General features: G+C 41.8%; 21 protein-coding genes. 3 read left to right on the top strand and 18 right to left on the bottom strand.

Going from position 1 to position 19,262, the window contains the following annotated elements:
- Window positions 1-243 (bottom strand): DUF1798 family protein (locus tag V6Z54_RS16110; protein WP_338527490.1); only part of this gene is annotated, 243 nt, incomplete at its 3' end.
- Window positions 244-292: 49 nt separating this feature from the next.
- Window positions 293-526, bottom strand: a complete 234-nt coding sequence (locus V6Z54_RS16105) for a DUF5446 family protein (RefSeq protein ID WP_338527489.1) — start codon at window positions 524-526, stop codon at window positions 293-295.
- Between the two features lie 197 nt (window positions 527-723).
- Here V6Z54_RS16105 and sspM point away from each other — a divergent pair, with 197 nt between their 5' ends.
- A complete protein-coding gene (sspM, locus tag V6Z54_RS16100; protein WP_039179471.1) occupies window positions 724-828 on the top strand; it encodes an acid-soluble spore protein SspM in 105 nt (34 codons plus the stop codon).
- A gap of 23 nt (window positions 829-851) precedes the next feature.
- Here sspM and V6Z54_RS16095 read toward each other — a convergent pair whose 3' ends face one another.
- Window positions 852-1,808, bottom strand: a complete 957-nt coding sequence (locus V6Z54_RS16095; RefSeq protein ID WP_269103365.1) for a DUF2515 domain-containing protein — start codon at window positions 1,806-1,808, stop codon at window positions 852-854.
- 46 nt (window positions 1,809-1,854) lie between these two features.
- On the opposite strand from V6Z54_RS16095, the gene recU reads away from it, so the two are divergent.
- Both recU and V6Z54_RS16085 read left to right on the top strand, forming a co-directional pair.
- Window positions 1,855-2,490, top strand: a complete 636-nt coding sequence (recU, locus tag V6Z54_RS16090) for a Holliday junction resolvase RecU (protein ID WP_269103422.1) — start codon at window positions 1,855-1,857, stop codon at window positions 2,488-2,490.
- Window positions 2,491-2,509: 19 nt separating this feature from the next.
- Window positions 2,510-5,224: a PBP1A family penicillin-binding protein gene (locus V6Z54_RS16085; RefSeq protein ID WP_269103364.1), complete on the top strand. Its 2,715-nt coding sequence runs from the start codon at window positions 2,510-2,512 to the stop codon at window positions 5,222-5,224.
- A gap of 240 nt (window positions 5,225-5,464) precedes the next feature.
- Here the strand turns inward: V6Z54_RS16085 and V6Z54_RS16080 are convergent, their stop codons facing one another.
- The 15 genes from V6Z54_RS16080 to mgsA all read right to left on the bottom strand — a co-directional run bounded on the left by V6Z54_RS16080 (window position 5,465) and on the right by mgsA (window position 19,256).
- Window positions 5,465-5,974: a YpoC family protein gene (locus V6Z54_RS16080; RefSeq protein ID WP_269103362.1), complete on the bottom strand. Its 510-nt coding sequence runs from the start codon at window positions 5,972-5,974 to the stop codon at window positions 5,465-5,467.
- Entirely contained in the window at window positions 5,971-6,633 is a 663-nt protein-coding gene (gene nth / locus V6Z54_RS16075) for an endonuclease III (RefSeq protein WP_024422776.1), read from the bottom strand. Before nth ends, V6Z54_RS16080 begins: the two co-directional genes overlap by 4 nt.
- Before the next feature lie 17 nt (window positions 6,634-6,650).
- Entirely contained in the window at window positions 6,651-7,355 is a 705-nt protein-coding gene (locus V6Z54_RS16070; protein WP_041085852.1) for a DnaD domain-containing protein, read from the bottom strand.
- A 99-nt stretch (window positions 7,356-7,454) separates the two neighbouring features.
- Window positions 7,455-8,747, bottom strand: a complete 1,293-nt coding sequence (gene asnS / locus V6Z54_RS16065) for an asparagine--tRNA ligase (protein WP_338527488.1) — start codon at window positions 8,745-8,747, stop codon at window positions 7,455-7,457.
- A gap of 115 nt (window positions 8,748-8,862) precedes the next feature.
- The gene (gene tseB, locus V6Z54_RS16060; protein ID WP_041085855.1) at window positions 8,863-9,348 is read right to left on the bottom strand and encodes a cell wall elongation/penicillin-binding protein regulator TseB; all 486 of its coding nucleotides are present in this window, start codon (window positions 9,346-9,348) and stop codon (window positions 8,863-8,865) included.
- A gap of 12 nt (window positions 9,349-9,360) precedes the next feature.
- Window positions 9,361-9,531: a YpmA family protein gene (locus tag V6Z54_RS16055; protein WP_065214698.1), complete on the bottom strand. Its 171-nt coding sequence runs from the start codon at window positions 9,529-9,531 to the stop codon at window positions 9,361-9,363.
- A 132-nt stretch (window positions 9,532-9,663) separates the two neighbouring features.
- Window positions 9,664-12,456, bottom strand: a complete 2,793-nt coding sequence (gene dinG, locus V6Z54_RS16050; protein WP_338527487.1) for an ATP-dependent DNA helicase DinG — start codon at window positions 12,454-12,456, stop codon at window positions 9,664-9,666.
- Between the two features lie 114 nt (window positions 12,457-12,570).
- Window positions 12,571-12,954, bottom strand: coding sequence for an aspartate 1-decarboxylase (panD, locus tag V6Z54_RS16045; protein WP_024422780.1), 384 nt, complete (start codon window positions 12,952-12,954; stop codon window positions 12,571-12,573).
- Window positions 12,947-13,813, bottom strand: a complete 867-nt coding sequence (gene panC, locus V6Z54_RS16040) for a pantoate--beta-alanine ligase (RefSeq protein WP_041085858.1) — start codon at window positions 13,811-13,813, stop codon at window positions 12,947-12,949. The genes panD and panC overlap by 8 nt, the downstream gene beginning before the upstream one ends.
- Window positions 13,810-14,649: a 3-methyl-2-oxobutanoate hydroxymethyltransferase gene (gene panB, locus V6Z54_RS16035; RefSeq protein WP_338527486.1), complete on the bottom strand. Its 840-nt coding sequence runs from the start codon at window positions 14,647-14,649 to the stop codon at window positions 13,810-13,812. Before panB ends, panC begins: the two co-directional genes overlap by 4 nt.
- Before the next feature lie 197 nt (window positions 14,650-14,846).
- A complete protein-coding gene (locus tag V6Z54_RS16030; RefSeq protein WP_338527485.1) occupies window positions 14,847-15,830 on the bottom strand; it encodes a biotin--[acetyl-CoA-carboxylase] ligase in 984 nt (327 codons plus the stop codon).
- Window positions 15,803-17,005, bottom strand: a complete 1,203-nt coding sequence (locus tag V6Z54_RS16025) for a CCA tRNA nucleotidyltransferase (RefSeq protein ID WP_073979680.1) — start codon at window positions 17,003-17,005, stop codon at window positions 15,803-15,805. The genes V6Z54_RS16030 and V6Z54_RS16025 overlap by 28 nt, the downstream gene beginning before the upstream one ends.
- Complete coding sequence (gene bshA, locus V6Z54_RS16020; RefSeq protein WP_058837946.1) at window positions 16,998-18,143, bottom strand: N-acetyl-alpha-D-glucosaminyl L-malate synthase BshA; 1,146 nt, start codon at window positions 18,141-18,143, stop codon at window positions 16,998-17,000. Before bshA ends, V6Z54_RS16025 begins: the two co-directional genes overlap by 8 nt.
- Complete coding sequence (gene bshB1, locus V6Z54_RS16015; protein WP_041085865.1) at window positions 18,140-18,850, bottom strand: bacillithiol biosynthesis deacetylase BshB1; 711 nt, start codon at window positions 18,848-18,850, stop codon at window positions 18,140-18,142. Before bshB1 ends, bshA begins: the two co-directional genes overlap by 4 nt.
- Window positions 18,837-19,256 (bottom strand): methylglyoxal synthase, encoded by a 420-nt coding sequence (mgsA, locus tag V6Z54_RS16010; protein WP_034280445.1) that lies wholly within the window; start codon window positions 19,254-19,256, stop codon window positions 18,837-18,839. The genes bshB1 and mgsA overlap by 14 nt, the downstream gene beginning before the upstream one ends.
- Window positions 19,257-19,262 lie beyond the last annotated feature (6 nt).

The following is a 19,262-nucleotide window of genomic DNA, read 5'->3' as shown; positions in this document are numbered from 1 at the left end:
TTCAAGCTGTTCTTGGTGTAAATATCTAGGTTTGACCTGTTGAACAAAGGAGATAGCTGCGGTGAGCCACTCTTCCATTTTCTGATCAAATGTATCGACGGCTGGCTGAATATCCGTATAAAAATCATACGATGGGTACTCCTCTTCAGCCTTTCCCTTTTGGTACTGCTCATACGCTTTTTCGATCCATATTCTCAAGTTTTGTGTATGTTCAAGTAATGTTTGATTATCCAAAGTGTTCACCTCTATGAACCATCCTATCAAACGTTTACCTATTGCTCAAATAGAAAAGCTATCCGGCGTGATATGCCGGTCTTGCCGCCAGTTTATACTCGGCTGCATGAAGCTTCACTTCACAGTCCTTTACTTCTGATTCAAGCCGGTCAATTATTTGTTCTTGCTCTTCTATTGCTGCACGTTTTGTCTGATTCACAGCAAGAGACAGCTCTGCTTCCACCGCATCAATTTTTCGCTCGATTTCCTCTAACAACTGCAAAATGGATTCTTTTGATACAAATTCGCTCATCATCAGATTCCTCCTTTATCGTCTCTCGTTACATTCTCTTTTCTTTCTCACCCTCCTTCACACATGACAAAACTAGAAGCAAATCGCCAATCTAAGTGTAGATAAGCGCTATTTCTTCCTTTTCGACAGATGCTTGTCCTTCTTTGTATGATTGCGTCCGATTGTGTAAATTCTAAGGACAAAAGGAGGTAGATTTCATGAAAAAGAAGCCAGCACCAAAAGAGCAAAATCCAAAAGGGAAAGAAAACAGTACAGATCAACTTGATAAAAAGCTCGGCGGTCCTAATCGTCCATCTACGTAAAAAAAGCAGGCACCCCCTGCTTTTTATTTATGCAAAAAATAGTGCTCTAATGAGAAAAGAAAACGAAGCTGTCTTTTTTTATGAAAATACCAGTCAGTCAGTTCAATCTGCTTTGGCAGCGCCTCTGCCTCAAATAAAGATGGACTCAATTTCTTTTGAAACCAATCTTCCCTTTGATCGTCTAATGAATGTGTCATCACCGGATAAACCGTTCGAAGAAAAGGTGTTGACCTTCTAGCGATCCCTAAAAACGGCTCAAAATCAAACCGAGACCCAGTATGTGGAACCGCATGCAAAAAATGATAAAAATCCGAAAACAAATCGGCTCGAAATAGTAGTTTCGCTAGTTTTTTACCTAATGTAATGCGTTCCTTTACATTGGAAAACTTCCGTATGGTTAAGCCGTACAAATGCCCGTCCACCGTTGGAAAAACAACGGTTTGGAAATGTCCCCACTCGCTGAAAAGATATTGAATCGAGTGAAAAACATTCTTTTTCAGAAGAGGATTTTGTATAATAGGAGATTGTATAGTATATTGTTCATTTATGATGAGTGCATAAAGCAGACGCTCTGTGTCACGCTTTAGCCAAAAATGTTCCCACTCAGCGCTCATAAACCGAGACACGGAGAAATAAGGCAGCAGATGAAACAAAGGTTGACTGCATCTCTTAGACCATTCATACAAAAGAAGCTGAGGATAAGCATCCGAAAAGATCAGCCAATTCGCTCTTTCATATGCTGTGAAAAAAAGGTGCCCCTGCTGATCCGTTAAACCTGGATGGAAGAGTTCGCCCTTTAAATCTGTCATGGACCACCCTGCATTTCTTGAGACAAAGGAAGCGAGCAGCGACCATTTCATCTCTGGATGCCGGTCATAAAACCGCTTGTAAGCATTTGTCCTCGTCAGGTTGTCTTTATTTTTTGCTTTCGTTTCACGCAAAATTTGCTGAGTGATGATGTGCTCTTCTTGGGACAACATGGTGATCTCTCCAATACAAAATGCATTAAAAGGAGGCTGAAACTTGATGATTCGGTATCCAAACGGAAAATCGTATCAGCCCATTCAACAAATTGGGACAAAAAAAAGAATCAGCGGCGAATCCTCTTATAGTAACCGCGGGATGACGCTTGAGGCTGATTTAAATGAAACGAACCAATACTATTTGGTCAACGGGATCGCAGTCATTCATAAAAAGCCTACCCCAGTTCAAATTGTGAATGTGGATTATCCAAAAAGAAGTGCTGCTGTCATTAAAGAAGCCTATTTTAAACAATCCTCCACAACGGACTATAACGGGGTGTACAAAGGCCGCTATATCGATTTTGAAGCAAAGGAAACCAAAAGCTCTACTTCGTTTCCGCTCAAAAATTTCCACGACCATCAAATTGAGCATATGAAACAGGTTGAAAAGCAAGGCGGCATTTGTTTCGTTATTATATCCGCATTTGGCTCCGTTTATTATTTGCCCGCTTCAGATCTCTTTTTCTTCTGGGAGCGGCAGAAGCAAAACGGCCGAAAATCCATTAGCAAAGAAGAATTAATGGAAGCTGGCCACATAATGACACTTGGATATTCGCCAAGAATTGATTATATTAAAGTAGTGGAAACACTTCATTTTTCGGATGAAAGCAAGCAGCAATTACGTTCGAAAAAGGTTTAACACGAAAGGTTGAGATGTGATGTCTGATCAATTTACAAGTCGTGAGCAGCGACGTAAAGCAAGTCAAGAAAACAATAAGAAGCAAAAGAACAAAAAAGGCAAAAAGAAAGCAGGTCTATTTAAAAAAATATTTTTATCTTTACTCGTGATCGGTCTACTTTGTTTAGTTGCCGGAATCACAACTTTTGCCGTTTTTGCATCAAGCGCTCCTTCTATTGATGATAGTAAGCTTAAAACACCATACTCTTCAAAACTTTATGATAAAGACAAGAAAGTGTTTGCAGAAGTTGGTGCAGAAAAAAGAACGTATGTCTCGATAAAAGATATACCCGATGTGGTAAAAGACGCATTTATTGCGACTGAAGATGCACGTTTTTATAAGCACCACGGGATTGACCCAATCCGTATTGGCGGTGCCCTTGTCGCAAACGTTGAGGACGGCTTTGGCGCTGAAGGCGGAAGTACAATTACACAGCAGGTTGTGAAAAACTCCCTCCTGAGCAATCAAAAGACGTTAAAACGGAAAGTACAGGAAGTATGGCTCTCGATTCAGCTTGAGCAAAAATACTCTAAAGATGAAATTTTGGAAATGTATTTAAACCGTATTTTCTTCTCTCCTTATGCTTATGGTGTGGGGAAAGCAGCTGAACAATTTTTCGGAGTCACAGATTTAAATAAACTAACCGTTGCACAGGCTGCCACTCTTGCAGGTATGCCGCAGAGTCCTTCTGCCTATAACCCAGTGAAACACCCAGAGGCAGCGGAAAAACGCCGTAATATCGTTTTAAGCCTTATGAAAAAACAAGGCTATATTTCTGAAAAAGATTATGACGTTGCAAAAGCAACCCCTGTCAACAAGACAGTTGTTTCAGCTAGTAAATATAAGAGCCAAAACTCTAGTAAGTACTCTGCCTACATTGAAGAAGTGATGGAAGAAGTACAGAAAAAAGCTAAAGTGGATGCATCAACTGATGGATTAAAAATCTATACATCACTTGATCGAAAAGCACAGGATCACCTAGATGATATCATCAATGGAGATTCAGTTGGATTTACGAAAGGTATGCAGGCGGGTGTCACCCTGCTTGATACGAAAAATGGTGAAATACGCGCCATTGGCGGTGGACGTGATGTACCAGCCGGCGGCTTTAACTATGCGACAGATGCAAAACGCCAGCCAGGGTCCACAATAAAACCGATCTTAGATTACGGCCCAGTCATTGAAAACAAAAAATGGTCAACATATCAGCAAATCGATGATGCACCATATACGTACTCAGATGGGACACCAATTAACAACTTTGATAGAAGACACTTAGGGAAAATGTCGATGAGAAGTGCTTTGGCACAATCACGTAACATCCCTGCACTCAAAGCATTCCAAGAAGCTGGTTCAGCGAATGCCGCGCAATTTGCGAATAATTTAGGCATGGACTTACCTTCTGATATTCCAGAATCTTATTCAATTGGTGGATTTGAAGATGGTGTGTCTTCATTGAAAATGGCAGGTGCATTTAGTGCGTTCGGCAATAACGGATACTATAATGAACCGCACGCTGTCACATCTGTTGAATTTAATGACGGGACAAAGCTTGACCTTACGCCGGATTCAAAAGCAGCGATGAGTGATTACACAGCATTTATGATCACAGATATGCTGAAAACTGCTGTTCAATCTGGAACTGGTACACTTGCACAAGTACCGAACGTTCAAGTAGCTGGTAAAACCGGTACAACGAACTTCACACAAGATGATATTAATAAACACAATATCCCTTCTGGCGGTGCGAAAGATTCGTGGTTTGTCGGTTATACGCCGCAATATACAGCAGCCGTTTGGACTGGAATCGGTAACTCAAAAGATGCAGACGGTAAGATGTGGCTTACTGATTACGAGCAGCGTGTTGCCAAAATCGTCTTCCAGCGATTAATTTCTCAAATTGATGATGGAAGCGGCTCATTTGAAAAACCAGACAGTGTCGTCGAAGCTACGGTTGAAAAAGGTTCAGATCCAGCAAAATTAGCCGGACCGAATACTCCAAGTGATAAAAAGACAACAGAATACTTTGTTAAAGGAACAGTTCCAACAAAAGTGTCTGACACTTATGAGAAAAAAGAAGCCGATAAGCCTTCTGACTTAAAAGCGGTGTATGATGAAGAGAAAAAATCCATTACACTGACTTGGGGCTATTCTGACGACGCTGATGCTACATTTAATGTCAAGCAAGCGGTTGATAATGGCGGCTATAAAGAGATTCAAAACAGCTCTGCTAAAGAAGCGGTCATCTCTGATGTGAAGCCTGGCTCCACATATAAATTCCAAGTGACTGCCACTGTAGAGGATGTCACAAGTAAAGCAGCTTCTACCTTCCTCACCATTAAGGATGACGATGATGAAGAAGAAAAAGCGGATGATGAGAATAAAGAAGAAGAAGAACCGCAGCAGCCTGACGACGAGCAAACAGACCAAACAGACGATAACAAAAATCAGCCCCCTGGCACTGATGAGCAAAAGCCTGATGACAAAAAAGATCAAGATAAGGATAAGGATCAGGACCAAGGCGGAAATACCGAAAACGGAAATAATGGTTCTTCAGATGATGGATCAGACAGTACAAATGGGAACAGCAACTCACAAACTGATCATAAAGATAAAAAGAAAGATGATGCGAAAGCCAACTCTCAAAGTTCCAATTCGCAATCAAATTCTACTTCTCGTAAAGAAGATGAATAATGAAAAAGCACTTGCCTCTTTGGCAAGTGCTTTAAGATTGTTGACAAAGGGCTAAAATGATCTTGATTTTAGCCCTTTGTCTTCTTTTCAGCGTGATAGAAAACCTTTGCAGTCTAGGAAGGACGAGCACTGGAGCGGAGCGAATTTGACATTCGTGAGCACCGGAGCGCAGACCTGACAAAGAATGCGAGGGTTTGTCTACACGCTTGAAAGCACTTGCCTCCTTGGCAAGTGCTTTTTTTAACGCTGCTGTCTGATTTTCTTAAGTGCTTCATATTTTCCATACTGCTTTTTTAATTCCGTGTATAGCTCGTCCAATTGTATAAAGCAGTGATATTGAGTAGGTTTTAACAAAATGAACTCTAAACGTTCCGTCCAATTAATCGGAGCAACAGGAAATGTCTCTTGCTTGATAAGTTCCCATTCAAGCGTTTGGACACTCTCCCCCTTGATCCAGTAAAACATCGCGATCATACCGATGATTCCTTGCAGCATATCATCTTCTTCACAGCGGGATTTCCTTGTTTGGAAACGTGGGAGCATTTTTTCTTTTAATTCGTTCCACAGTTCGAACATGACAGGAACAAATTCTTCTGTTTCCTGCCATGGAAGCTCGTCTGTTAAAGGTTCCGAAGATAGATCATATGCGAGCGGGTTGGCTCTCAGTATGTCTACTCGATCACCTTTAATCTCGACCTTTTTCTCTTTTAGCTTTTCGACATATGAGGTGAAAACAGCTGCCCCGCTCATGCCAGCTTCACCAATCCTTTTTTCAGCCTCTTCTGCCCTTCCCTGCACATATCAAGAAGCGGACACGATTCGCACTGCGGCCGCTGCGCCTTACAATGATATCTCCCAAAAAAGATCAGGCGGTGATGCGTCACAGACCAATCTTCTTTTGGCACCTTTTTCATCAAGGTTTGCTCTACTTCAAGCACAGAATCCTTCCAGCGGCAGATGCCTAGACGCTTGCTGACTCGTTCTACATGTGTATCTACTGCAATTGCCGGTACCCCAAAAGCGACCGAAACGACGACATTTGCTGTTTTCCGGCCAACCCCAGGAAGCTTGACAAGCTCATCCCGGTCCTTTGGTACTTCACCGCCATATTCTTCAATCAGCATTTTGCTCAACTTTTGAATGTTTTTAGCCTTATTTCGATAAAGACCAATCGAGCGAATATCTTGCTGCAGTTCTTCAAGCGGTACACTTAAATAGTCTTCTGGTGTTTTATATTTTTGAAATAACGTTTTGGTGACTTTGTTTACAAGCACGTCTGTACACTGAGCGGAGAGCGCAACAGCAATCACAAGCTCAAATGGATTGGCATGAACAAGCTCACACTCCGCCTCTGGAAACATATCTCCTATAATATCTAAACACTCATTGATTTGTTTTTTTGATAACATGCCTTCTCCTTTATTGGTTATTGTTCCAGCCAATTATAAAAAGGAACTTGTCGTTTATAAGTACCCGTCTCTTCTTTTGAAGGTGGCGTTTTCTGCTGAGAACGGAAATGCTGGCTATGCTCTTTTGCTTCTTCCGCTGTTTTCAGCCCTTTCTTTTTCCACTCAAATAAAATTCGATCAATATAACGGAAATTTAATTTCCCTGATAAAACAGCTTCTCTTAGCGCTAGCCGAATCATCTCAGCATCATGATGGTCTTGATCCATCCAGATCGAAAGGGTTTCTCCTTCAAGAGGAGACAGCGGTCTTCCGAATTCATCTTCAAATAAAGCATATAAAGATTTTTCTGCCTGCACATGTTGTTTTTGAGCTTCTTTCGCCTGTTTTGTTTCTAAAAAGTCATACAGTACGCCCCATAAAGGTTCTACTGAGTAACGGTCATGCTGAATACCAGACCTGTCCTCAAATGGCTGAATTGAGATAAATCCTTTTTGAATCAGATGCTGTACCATATACGCGCACTCTTCCGCTGATATGGTCATTCCATGAGAAAGCTCTTCAAATGTTTGAAAGAAAACACCTTGTTCTTCATTCATTTTAATCTTGAGCATGACCATCATCTGTGATTCATTCAGTCCTAACTGCTCATAATGAGCAATCAGCAAATTAGGCAAACTTGTCGCCCCCATTTGCTGCATATTAATAAATTGCTGCCTATTCATCGGATACACCTCTTCATTTTAAGTATATCACGTTTTATTTCACGTGCCTCCCTAAAAAGACGTTTGAAAAAGCCTCCATTTATTGGAGGCTTTCACGTCTTAAGGGTATAAACGGTTTAATAATCTTGGGAAAGGAATGGTTTCACGCACATGCGGCGCTCCACTAATCCAAGCAACTGTACGTTCAAGTCCAAGACCAAAACCTGAATGCGGTACAGAACCGTATTGTCTTAATTCTGTATACCATTTGTAAGTTTCCTGATCAAGCCCATGTTCTTTCAATCTTGCTTCAAGAAGCTCTAAATCATGAACACGCTCAGAACCGCCAATAATCTCTCCGTAGCCTTCTGGTGCAATCAAGTCTGCACAAAGGACAACATCTTCACGATCCGGTGCTGGCTGCATATAGAACGGTTTTAATGATGTTGGGTAATGAGTGATAAACACTGGTTTATCATAGCTTTCGGCAATCGCTGTTTCGTGAGGCGCTCCGAAATCATCTCCCCATTCGATATCATCAAAGCCTTTTTCCTGCAAGAATTTAATCGCTTCATCGTAAGTGATGCGCGGGAATGGTGCTTTGATGTTTTCTAATTTCTCTGTATCACGACCTAGTGTATGCAGCTCCACTTTACAGTTTTCAAGTACACTTTGAACAACATGAGACACATAATTTTCTTGATACTCAAGGTTTTCATTGAATTCGACAAAAGCCATCTCAGGCTCGATCATCCAAAACTCAATTAAATGACGTTTTGTTTTAGATTTTTCAGCTCTAAATGTTGGGCCAAATGAGAATACTTTTCCGAGTGCCATTGCTGCAGCTTCCATGTAAAGCTGACCACTTTGAGAAAGGTACGCATCTTCATCAAAATATTTCGTAGCAAACAGTTCCGTTGTGCCCTCAGGTGCACTTCCAGTTAAAATTGGCGGATCTACTTTCACGAAACCTTCTTGATGGAAATATTCATATGTAGCACGAATAATTTCGTTACGGATTTTCATAATGGCATGCTGTTTTTTAGAACGAAGCCATAAATGACGGTGATCCATTAAGAATTCTGTTCCATGCTCTTTCGGTGTAATTGGGTAATCTGTCGCTTCATGAATCACTTCAATGGATTTCACTTGTAATTCAAAACCTAGTGGTGAACGCTCATCTTTTGTCACTTGACCTGTCACATAGACAGATGTTTCTTGTGTGACTGATTTCGCAAGCTTAAAGACTTCCTCTTCCACTTCTGCTTTTACTACGACTCCTTGAATAAAGCCTGTCCCGTCACGCAGCTGCAAAAATGCAATTTTTCCGCTTGAACGTTTATTGGCAATCCATGCGCCGATGGTTACTTCTTGATCGACGTGTTTGAACACTTGATTAATTGTTGTTTTCAACATAATTCCCTCCAAAGCCAGAAAGAAACTCACCTATTTGGCAGGTGTGAATCTTTTTTCATACATTTTATTATAACCGTTCTAAATCAGCATGGTCAACGCAAGACAGGAGAAACTACGGTGTTAAATTTTTTTCCACGCGTCCTGTCGAAAAGTCGACATAGCTGAAGCTATATTGATTGTTCTCATTTAAGTACGTCACTTCCCAAAGGAGTACGTCACCTTCTCTCGCTAATTTGACTTCTTTTAGCTTAGAGACCGTGTTCTCCTTTTGAACGGCTTGTACTGCTTGATTCGAGGTAATGCCATCTTTTGCTTTTTTTGCGATCACTTTTTCTTTTTTGCTTGCAGGAACCCAAACGTAGGTCGTTTCATTCTGTTTGTTTTTCCCTTCAACAATAAATTGCTTTTCTTTCCCGACAAAGGTTTCCACTTGCTCCACTTGTACGATGTTTGCTTGTTCTTTTGCTCGTTCGATCGCTGCTTCATGCCCTTGTTCTCTTTGTCCCATAGCAATTTGATAAATCCACGTAAAGCTGATGATGCCAATGAGCAGAACGAGAGCCACTACAGATGAAATAATCCAGACTATTTTTTTCATGTCAAGCTTCCCCTATGTGCGATATATCGTAAATACCGCTTGATTTTGGTCTTCTTGATCTAATGCTAATCCAAACATGAGATCTTCTCTTTTAAGCGTTCTGTTCAATAAATCAACGATTTTGTATAGGTCTTCTGAATGCTTAATTTGAACAGTTGAAAGTACCTCTATTTTACTTTCCACTTCTAATTCCTCCTCGGTACGTAAATATTGTTAGTCATACTTTTCTGCACGGAAACCGATACTATTTTTACAACGGAACACAAAAAGCCGTTACGATAAATTAACTCCAAACCCACACCAGCTAAAGGCCGCTTATGACAGCGGCTTTTCGTTGTTAAGGTTTTCTATATACGCCTCAAGTGACTCTTTTGACATCTCGTGAACTGGCGCATGAGGGAGTGATTCTAAAAATAGTTTTCCATATGAAGCGGTTTTCACTCGGCGGTCTAAAATTAGCAATGTGCCTATGTCTTTTTCAGAACGCAGCAAGCGTCCAGCTCCTTGCTTAAAGGTTAACACAGCTTCTGGTAAAGCGACGGCTTTAAATGGATTCTTCCCTTGTTTTTTAGCTGCATCACATTTTGCTTCAATGAGCGGAGAATCAGGCGGCCGGAACGGAAGACGTGCCATGATGACTGTTGTCAGCTCTGAGCCTGGAAAATCAACACCTTCCCAAAAGCTACCCGTACCAAGTAAAATGGCTTGTTTTGCCAATTTGAACATTTTCGTTAATTTCACGGGGCTTCCGCCTGTCAAACCTTGAGCAAAAAGGGCGGACTGCATCCCTTCTGTTTTTAGCTCTTCATAGACTGCTTTTAACATCTCATGTGAATTAAACAAAGCCAATATTTTTGCATGCTGCTGTTTTTCCATGACCTTAATATATTGCGCAGCTTGCTTTACATAATCTCGTTCATCACGGTTCGTAATCGGCGGCATATCTGCCGGAACAATGACCTTGAGCTGTTTTTCAAGTTCGAAAGGTGAATCAATTTGTACAAGATGAGGGTAAAAATCTTGCAGGCCAAACCGTTCCAAGCAATAATCAAAGCGGTGATTGATGGTGAGCGTCCCTGATGTGAGGACGACACTCTTTTTGTTCATAAAGAAACGATCAGCCAAAAGCTCTCCAGTATCTAACGGCTGTGCATGCATAAAGACTGCGTTTTTGGCACCCTTTGCATCAATTTCAATCCAAACCGTTTCACCGTTTTTCGGTTCAAAGATAAACCGGTAAAGCGTACTGCAAAAAGTATGCATAAACGACATGACCTGGTCGTATTCCTCTGCTTCAAAGGCAAAGTGTTCTGTCAGCTGATCACTTTTTTGAAGAAGCTCGTTTTTTTGCTGCTCATACAACTTCTCACAAGCAATTAACAAAGAACACAGCTTACTTGCCGTTTCTTTAATCCGTTTCCACTGAGCATGCTTTGAATGATGACGGACTCTATGTATGAGACGATTGATGTCGGCTTTTGGTTTTGTCCTTTTCACAAATGAATGAACGCTGCTAAAGAAAGCATCACTTTCCATTTGAAGCTGATTGAGATACTCATCCATTTCGATAAAAGTGTCCGTCTGTAACCCTGCATGATGAAATCTTTTTTTCAGTTTCTTTAACAGTCCGCCTTGCAAGGAGCCAAGCTGCGTTAATTTCGCATGAAGCTGGATATAAGACGCACTATCCCCTAGTGTTTCATTGGCTGTTTTCTCAAATTGATGGGCTTCGTCTATCACATATACGTCAGCATGCTGAAAGATAGACGATGCCTCTGTTTGTGATAAGAGCAGACGATGATTCGTTAAAATTAAATCAGCTGTTTTTGCCCTTTTTTTGGCGCGCTCATAAAAGCAATACTCTTTAAAACGGCGCTTTTTTGATGTAAACGGCATATGTACACAGGAAATTCGGTCTTTTATATTGGCAGCTCCTGACGGTAAATTCAGTTCAGATAAATCACCTGTTTCTGTAACAAGGAGCCACATTAAAATTTGCGCCTTCGTTAAGACCACATCATAGTTATCATCTTCCTCATGAAGCACATGCTCAAACTTATCTAAACAAATATAATGCGCCCGGCCTTTAAAGACACAGGCAGCAGGCTCAAACGGGAGCAGTTGATTCAACATCGGCACATCGCGCTGAAGCATTTGCTGCTGCAACAGGATGGAATAAGTACTAATAATGACAGGTTTTCCTGATTTCCTCGCTTCTAGAGCGGCTGGGATGAGGTAAGCGAGCGTTTTCCCAATACCCGGTGCCGCTTCAATTAATGCATAGGCTCGTTCATGAAACACGTCTCTGACTTTATTCATCATCGTAAGCTGGCCTTCTCTTACCTCATAGCCTTCTACCGTTTGCGGAAGCTTCTTTTTGATCTCCTCAAACAGTTTTTCATCATCTTCACCTACTAAATGTGTCGCCCTACTGATAGGATTGGTGACATCTTTTACAGCAAAAGAGCCGACTTCCACCAAAGAATCTTCCAGGCTAGCATGGCTCGTTTCAAGCTGCTTAATTAAGAGTCCTATATCACTTAGGAGATAAGAAGATAATCTGCGCAGCTGCTTCAGCACATTTTGTGGTGTATGTTTTAATTGATGTAATAAAGTTAAAAATAACATGGCAGTAACTTCCGCATCACTATCCGCCCTATGCGGGTGGTCATGTGGAAGCATGAGCTCTTCACTTAATTCAGTGAGCTTATAACCTTCAAGCTCAGGATAAAGAATTCTAGAAATCTCAACTGTATCAATTGCTAGCACATCCAGCTCATTTTTCCCGCATGCTTTTAGTTCATCATTTAAAAAATTCAAATCAAAATGAACATTGTGCGCAACAAAATAAGCACCCTGTATGAGATCATACACCTCTTGGGCAATGTCCTCAAAAAACACCGCATCGTCAACCATGTGCTGCTGAATGCCTGTCAGCTGTTCAATAAATCCAGGGATTGTTTTTCCCGGGTTCACATATTTTGAATACCGTTCGACAATTTGTCCATTTTCAATGACCACCGCAGCTATTTGAATGATTTTATCACCCTTTTTAGGTGAATTCCCGGTGGTTTCAATATCAACGACAACAAACCTTTGATCGGTCATAAAATGGACACCTCAATTCCTCGTTTCACCCTGAAGCGAAACACACTCTGGACAAAATAGATGAAACAGAACAGCTTCTCTTCCTGAAACTGTTCTGTTTCTACGGAGCTTGCGTTATAAAATCGTTCTCGCAGGCTCTTGCCCAATCATTTGTTCAATTTGATTTTGTTTATTTAACACGACCACTTTTGGTGTATGAGTCTTTGCTTCTTCTTCTGACAGCATCCCATAAGCAATAATAATGACTTCATCCCCTGGCTGAACCAATCTCGCCGCCGCACCATTTAGACAAATGACACCGCTCTTTCTTTCGCCAGGAATAATATATGTTTCAAGTCTTGCGCCATTATGATTATTGACAATTTGTACTTTCTCATTTGCCATCATACCTGCCGCATCAAGTAAATCTTCGTCAATTGTAATACTTCCCACATAATGTAAGTTTGCTTCTGTTACCGTCGCTTTATGAAGCTTAGATGTCATAAAGGTTCTATACATGTTTTTCACCGCTTTCAGGAACATGGAAAATCACATTATCAATCAGTCTTGCCCGTGAAAATTTCACCGCAATCGCCATAATGACTTGACCTGCCAACTGCTCAAGTGGCTCAAGTTCTGGATATGAGTAGATCTCAATATAATCAATTTCTCCGCTCGTCTGAACAAGTTCCTCTTCAATCAGCTGATACACACGACTGACATCACGCTCACCTTTTTCAACAGCTAACCGTCCTTTTTTTAATGCGCGGTATAAAGCGGGTGCTTCTTGTCTTTCTTTTTCTGACAAGTACACATTCCTTGAACTTTTCGCTAAACCATCTTCTTCTCTTACTGTTGGTACAGATACAAGGTGAAGATCAAAGAAGAAATCCTTGATCATCGCATCGATCACAGCGACTTGCTGTGCATCCTTTAGACCAAAATAGACATTTGTTGGTGACACAAGATGAAACAGCTTTGTAAGCACAGTGACAACGCCGTCAAAATGTCCTGGACGTTTTTTTCCGCATAAGACATCCGTCCGCTTTTGAACCGTCATCGTAATAGATGGATCATTTTGGTACATTTCTTTCACATCAGGTGTAAATAAAATGTCCACTCCTGCTGCTTCTGCAAGACGCTGGTCTCTTTCCATATCCCTTGGATAGGATTCAAAGTCTTCATTTGGTCCAAATTGCAAAGGATTGACAAAAATACTCATCACGACAATATCATTTTGACCTCTTGCCTCTTTCGCAAGCGTCAGATGTCCTTCATGAAGAAAGCCCATCGTCGGAACAAAGCCGATTGTATGCTGCTTTTTTTGATGCTGCTTGATTAATTCTTTTAGCTCGTGAATATGGGTGACAACGTTCATTTTTTGATTCCCCCATATAAACCATCAAGGACTTCTTCTTTGATATGAAACGTGTGCATGTCCTCTGGAAATGTGCGTGCTTTTACTTCTTTCGTATATTGAATGAGCGCTTCTTTTAAAACAGTATCAATTTGCGCGTATTGTTTCACAAACTTAGGTGTTCTAGACACCCCGTATCCTACCACATCATGGTAAACAAGAACTTGTCCGTCTGCCTCAGCTCCTGCACCAATTCCGATCACAGGAATCTTCAGCATGTCGGTAATTCGTTTTGTCAGTTCGCCAGGTACGCATTCCAGCACAAGTGCGATTGCACCAGCTTCCTCACATTTCAAGCTGTCTTCAATCAATTTTTGAGCACTTTCGTGGTCTTTTCCTTGCACCTTATACCCGCCAAGTACACCAACAGATTGAGGTGTGAGGCCTAAATGACTGACGACAGGAATGCCGCCTCTTGTTAGAGCTTGAATGGATTCAAATACTCCATCTCCGCCTTCTAGCTTTAAGGCATCGGCACCGCTTTCTTGCATGATGCGTGCTGCATTTTTCATTGTTTCTTCTAACGAATAATGGTAAGACATAAATGGCATATCAGTCACAACAAATGTGTCTTTTGCGCCTCTTTTCACTGCTTTTGTGTGATGGATCATATCATCCATCGTGACTTGAACTGTGGAATCTAGTCCAAGTACAACCATCCCAAGTGAATCACCAACTAAGATCATGTCGACTTCCGCTTTTTCCGCTTGCTTTGCAGCTGGATAGTCGTATGCGGTCAGCATCACAATAGGTTCATTTTGTTCTTTCATTTTGAAAAAATCTAGCTTTGTCTTCATTTGTTCCTCCTCATTCTGGAGAGGAGATGGCTTGCCTCACATCACATGCTTTGATTTCTCATGTGCGGCGAATCATCCCTCTGTCCAAGTCCCTTAGGATCAAGGCAGAAATTTATCAAATTTTTCTTCCTAACAGGTACAGTTCTTTGCAGATACTGCCCACACGAAGTATATCAAAAATGTGCCGGGTGTTCCACTCATGTTGACTTGATCTCAATGTCTGCGGAGTAGATTTTTTGGATACCGTCCTCCGTTTCAAGCAATAAAACACCTTCTTCATTGATTCCAAGCGCCTTCCCCGAATATTGCCCATTGACGGTGCGGGCAACAATACGTTGACCGATCGTCATCGCAAACGATTCCCATAGTTGTTTAATCGGCGCAAATCCTTGCTGCATATAATCATCATACCTTTTTTCAAAGGTGGACATGATCTGTTGTATGAGTGCAGCCCGATCCACTTTTTCGTTCAGTTCCATTCGCAGACTTGTGGCGACGTCCTTTAGTTCATCTGGGAAGTCATCAGCTGTTTGGTTCACATTTATGCCCGGTCCAATAATGACCGCATGAACCTGGTCAGCTTCTGCTTTTAATTCAGTCAGAATACCAACGACCTTTTTTCCATTCAACAAAATATCGTTTGGCCATTTAATAGATGGAGCGAGTCCTGTTTGCCGCTCAATCGCTTCTGTGATGGCTACTGATGCCAAAAGCGTCATTTGCGGCGCTTTATAGAGCGGGATCTCAGGCCGGAGAATGAGACTCATCCAAATGCCTGTCCCATTTGGTGAATGCCACGTTCTTTGAAGACGCCCTTTTCCGTCTGTCTGGTGATCGCTGACAACGATCGTGCCGTGGGGCGCACCTTCATTTACAAGATCATGGGCAATCAGCTGAGTTGAAGCGACTTCTTTCTGAAAGTAAATATGCCTGCCAAAGCTCTCTGTTTCAAGACCAAACAGAATTTCGTCCTCACTAATTTTGTCCGGTTTACGAAGCAGACGGTATCCTTTTCTTCTGACCGCTTCTACCTCATACCCCTCTTTTCGCAAATCCTCCATATGCTTCCATACAGCCGTTCGGGAGCAGCCAAGCTCATCACAAATTTGCTGACTTGAGACAAAATCCTGGCTGGATGCTGTAAATAGTTCAATTAATCGTTTTCTAATTGCGGATCGCATGCTTTAAGCCACTCCTCTATGGCTTCTTTTCGGTTTTCTAAACGGTTTTGCAAAACAGCTTTTTTCACAAAATGAAGCTCTTCTGCAATCCATTTCCCAGACGTCTTTTGCCGAAAGGCCATTAAATCTTTTCCTGAAACAGCGAGGTCTTGGAGCTTTTTAATCGGCAGTGCATCATAAGAACGCTTCGCTGCCTCCAGCTCATCAAAGAAAATGCGGCGTTCATGTTTTAGCTGCGTGATCTTCAAACTAGATAAGAGCACGTGTTCACCAGCTTCAAACATGTTTTCCGCATCCCAGTCACAATCAACGTATTTACTAATAGCTATTGCGCCTTTCAAAAGCTTCGTTGACAGCTTCCATTCTTTTAAGAAGACCGCAGCCTCCGCTTCATCTAGGCCAAGCAAATGGATACAAGCCCCCCATACCTCTTCTAGTCCATCCAGCAAGTAATATGGAAAGGTTTGAAAGGATTCGTGAAGACGATCCTCTTTGAGACCTGGTAATTCTTCATATAACCTAGTTGAGATGAGCACTTGAATGGCCTGCTCACAATGACGGCCTTTTAAAAGCTTCTCCATTTCAATCTTTTTGCGCTCAACCGATATGTTGGCAAGCAGATGCTTATCTTTTTTCATAGCTTCAGCCGTCTCATCAGCGAGCTCAAAGCCAAGCTGGCTTAAAAAACGGACAGCTCTCATCATGCGAAGCGCATCTTCTTGAAAGCGGCACGCAGGATCTCCTACGGTTTGAATTCGTTTCCGCTTAATATCCTGTTTACCACCTACATAATCAATGATTTCCCCGTTTATATCCATGGCCATCGCATTAATCGTTAAATCTCTTCTTAAAAGATCTTCCTTAAGCGACTTGATAAACGCCACTTCTTTCGGTCTGCGAAAATCTTCATATTCTGATTCCGTTCGAAATGTCGTGACCTCATAGCTAACACCCTCATGTAAAACAATGACAGTGCCATGCTCCTTACCGACATCTACTGTTTTTTCAAATAAGGACTCAACCTTATCAGGTGTTGCATCTGTCGCAATATCGATATCGCCGATTTCCCGTCCTAATAGAACATCTCTCACCGCTCCGCCGACAAAGTAAGCCTGATGCCCATGTTCGTGCAGTGTATGTAATATAGGGATCGCATGTGTGAATGGTTCATTCATCTTCAACATCACCTTCGATCAATTCTAGGTAAAGCTTTTCATATTCACTCACAATCTTTTCAGAGGAGAATTGAGCCTGAACACTAGACTGAGCTGCCGCTGACACTTTTTCATGAAGCGCTTCGTCTTTTAGCAGAGACACTGCGTGCTTTGCTGCTCCGTCTATATCGCCGAGCGGGACAAGAAACCCTGTTTCTCCATGTGTAATGACCTCTGGAATACCTCCGACATCCGTTCCGATACAAGGGACACCGCATGCCATTGCTTCAAGAAGCACAAGCCCAAAGCTCTCCTTCTCTGAAAGAAGCAGCTTCAGATCACTTATTGAATAAAGCTCCTCAACCTTCTCTTGCTTGCCTAAAAACAACACGCGGTCTGTCAATCCCAATTTTTTCACAAGTTCGCATACGACCGATTTTTCAGGACCATCACCAATGAGCAGCAGCTTTGCCTGCACCTGTTCAGAAATCTTTTGAAACACATGAATCACATCATGCACCCGTTTCACTTTTCGAAAGTTTGATACATGGATGATGACCTTTTCGTTCGGTAAAAGACCATAATGTGTCTTTAACAAATCGTGATCTTCACGCAAATACACCCGTTCATCAACAAAATTATGAATCGTATCAATCTTTTTATCTGGTTTGATGAGATCGTACGTCTGCGCAGCTAATGAATGCGACACCGCCGTCACACGATCCGATGATTCGATGGCGAACCGAATGACTTCCTTTAATGATGGATCATAGCCTAAAACCGTAATATCCGTTCCGTGAAGCGTCGTAACGACTTTCACAGAGTGTCCAGTCATTTGTTTGGCTAAAAACGCACAGACAGCGTGCGGGACCGCATAATGCGCGTGAATAATATCAAGCTTTTCTCGTTTTGCAACTTCTGCCAATTTACTTGCCAGCGCAAGGTCATAAGGCGGATATTGAAAAACAGCATATTGATTCACATCCACCTCATGAAAATAAATATTCGGATATACTTTATTAAGCCTAAACGGAATGCTAGAGGTAATGAAATGAACATCGTGCCCTTTTTCAGCTAAACGTTTTCCAAGCTCCGTGGCTATAATGCCCGATCCGCCGACACTTGGATAACATGTAATTCCGACCTTCAGTTTTTTCATAATTCCCCCCCAAGTAAGTCATCGTCCATCAAAAGTGGTTTCTTTGTGATAAACCCTTCTGCATAAGCTTTGTTGACTTCTCTTCCATACATAGACTCTCTCATTTTGACAAAATCAATATAACCGTTCACAAGAGGTGTCTCTACTGAATTTGCCGATTTAACAAATTGACTTTTATACGCATGCAAGCTATCAATTTTTTGGTGCATTTCCTCAGAAATATCGATCACAAAATCTGGACGATGGTGCCCATTAATCATGTAATAATACATTTGGCTTATTTTATGCGCTGGCTGCTTGTATGAATCTTCAAATTTATGTATACCTGCAGAAAAAGCGGCCTCTTCTACAAGTGAGCCCGCATGGCCATGATCTGGATGCCGATCTTGGTGGTGCGGAGCGAAAATCAGTTTCGGTTTGTATGTTCGAATCACGCCCGCAATTTCCTTCATCGCTTCGTCATTTAGATACAGCCCTCTATCTGGCAGTGTAAGCTGAATTCTCGCTCTGACACCTAAAATAGCGGCGGCGGCTTTTGCTTCTTCTTTGCGGCTCTCTACTGTTCCATTTGAAGATAATTCGGCCTGGGTCAAGTCGCAAATCCCGACGCGCGCCCCTTTTTTTACGTATTTTGCAATCGTTCCGCCCATTCCGATCTCTACATCATCGCTATGGGCACCGAATGCAAGGATATCAAGTCGTTTCATTTGTTCCTCCGTTTTTTGCTACATCTCGAAAATCAAACGTACCTTTATTTAAATTTCTGACTAAAATTTCAGCAGTTCCCATATTGGTGGCTAATGGAATGGTATACACATCGCAAAGCCGGATGAGTGCAGATACATCCGGTTCATGCGGCTGCGCAGTTAGCGGGTCTCTAAAAAAGAGCACAAGATCCATTGCATTATCAGCAATTAAAGCACCGATCTGCTGATCTCCCCCAAGTGGTCCTGACTGGAAACGATGAATGGGAAGCCCCGTCGCTTCTTTCACTCTCAAACCTGTTGTCCCTGTTGCGTAAAGTGTATGATCTGCCAAAATATCACGGTACGCGGTGGCAAACTGTATCATGTCACTTTTTTTCTTATCGTGAGCGATTAAAGCAATGTTCATCAGGAA

The organism is Bacillus sp. MAG717A (assembly GCF_036884855.1).
GTDB classification, from domain to species: domain Bacteria; phylum Bacillota; class Bacilli; order Bacillales; family Bacillaceae; genus Bacillus; species Bacillus safensis.
This window is presented reverse-complemented; position numbering and strand designations above follow the sequence as displayed.

Excerpts from the sequence above, each read along its gene's own strand:
- V6Z54_RS16105 (WP_338527489.1), bottom strand. The coding sequence starts at position 526 with ATGAGCGAATTTGTATCAAAAGAATCCATTTTGCAGTTGTTAGAGGAA.
- sspM (WP_039179471.1), top strand. The coding sequence starts at position 724 with ATGAAAAAGAAGCCAGCACCAAAAGAGCAAAATCCAAAAGGGAAAGAA.
- V6Z54_RS16095 (WP_269103365.1), bottom strand. The coding sequence starts at position 1,808 with ATGTTGTCCCAAGAAGAGCACATCATCACTCAGCAAATTTTGCGTGAA.
- recU (WP_269103422.1), top strand. The coding sequence starts at position 1,855 with ATGATTCGGTATCCAAACGGAAAATCGTATCAGCCCATTCAACAAATT.
- V6Z54_RS16085 (WP_269103364.1), top strand. The coding sequence starts at position 2,510 with ATGTCTGATCAATTTACAAGTCGTGAGCAGCGACGTAAAGCAAGTCAA.
- V6Z54_RS16080 (WP_269103362.1), bottom strand. The coding sequence starts at position 5,974 with ATGAGCGGGGCAGCTGTTTTCACCTCATATGTCGAAAAGCTAAAAGAG.
- nth (WP_024422776.1), bottom strand. The coding sequence starts at position 6,633 with ATGTTATCAAAAAAACAAATCAATGAGTGTTTAGATATTATAGGAGAT.
- V6Z54_RS16070 (WP_041085852.1), bottom strand. The coding sequence starts at position 7,355 with ATGAATAGGCAGCAATTTATTAATATGCAGCAAATGGGGGCGACAAGT.
- tseB (WP_041085855.1), bottom strand. The coding sequence starts at position 9,348 with ATGAAAAAAATAGTCTGGATTATTTCATCTGTAGTGGCTCTCGTTCTG.
- dinG (WP_338527487.1), bottom strand. The coding sequence starts at position 12,456 with ATGACCGATCAAAGGTTTGTTGTCGTTGATATTGAAACCACCGGGAAT.
- panD (WP_024422780.1), bottom strand. The coding sequence starts at position 12,954 with ATGTATAGAACCTTTATGACATCTAAGCTTCATAAAGCGACGGTAACA.
- panC (WP_041085858.1), bottom strand. The coding sequence starts at position 13,813 with ATGAACGTTGTCACCCATATTCACGAGCTAAAAGAATTAATCAAGCAG.
- panB (WP_338527486.1), bottom strand. The coding sequence starts at position 14,649 with ATGAAGACAAAGCTAGATTTTTTCAAAATGAAAGAACAAAATGAACCT.
- V6Z54_RS16030 (WP_338527485.1), bottom strand. The coding sequence starts at position 15,830 with ATGCGATCCGCAATTAGAAAACGATTAATTGAACTATTTACAGCATCC.
- V6Z54_RS16025 (WP_073979680.1), bottom strand. The coding sequence starts at position 17,005 with ATGAATGAACCATTCACACATGCGATCCCTATATTACATACACTGCAC.
- bshA (WP_058837946.1), bottom strand. The coding sequence starts at position 18,143 with ATGAAAAAACTGAAGGTCGGAATTACATGTTATCCAAGTGTCGGCGGA.
- bshB1 (WP_041085865.1), bottom strand. The coding sequence starts at position 18,850 with ATGAAACGACTTGATATCCTTGCATTCGGTGCCCATAGCGATGATGTA.
- mgsA (WP_034280445.1), bottom strand. The coding sequence starts at position 19,256 with ATGAACATTGCTTTAATCGCTCACGATAAGAAAAAAAGTGACATGATA.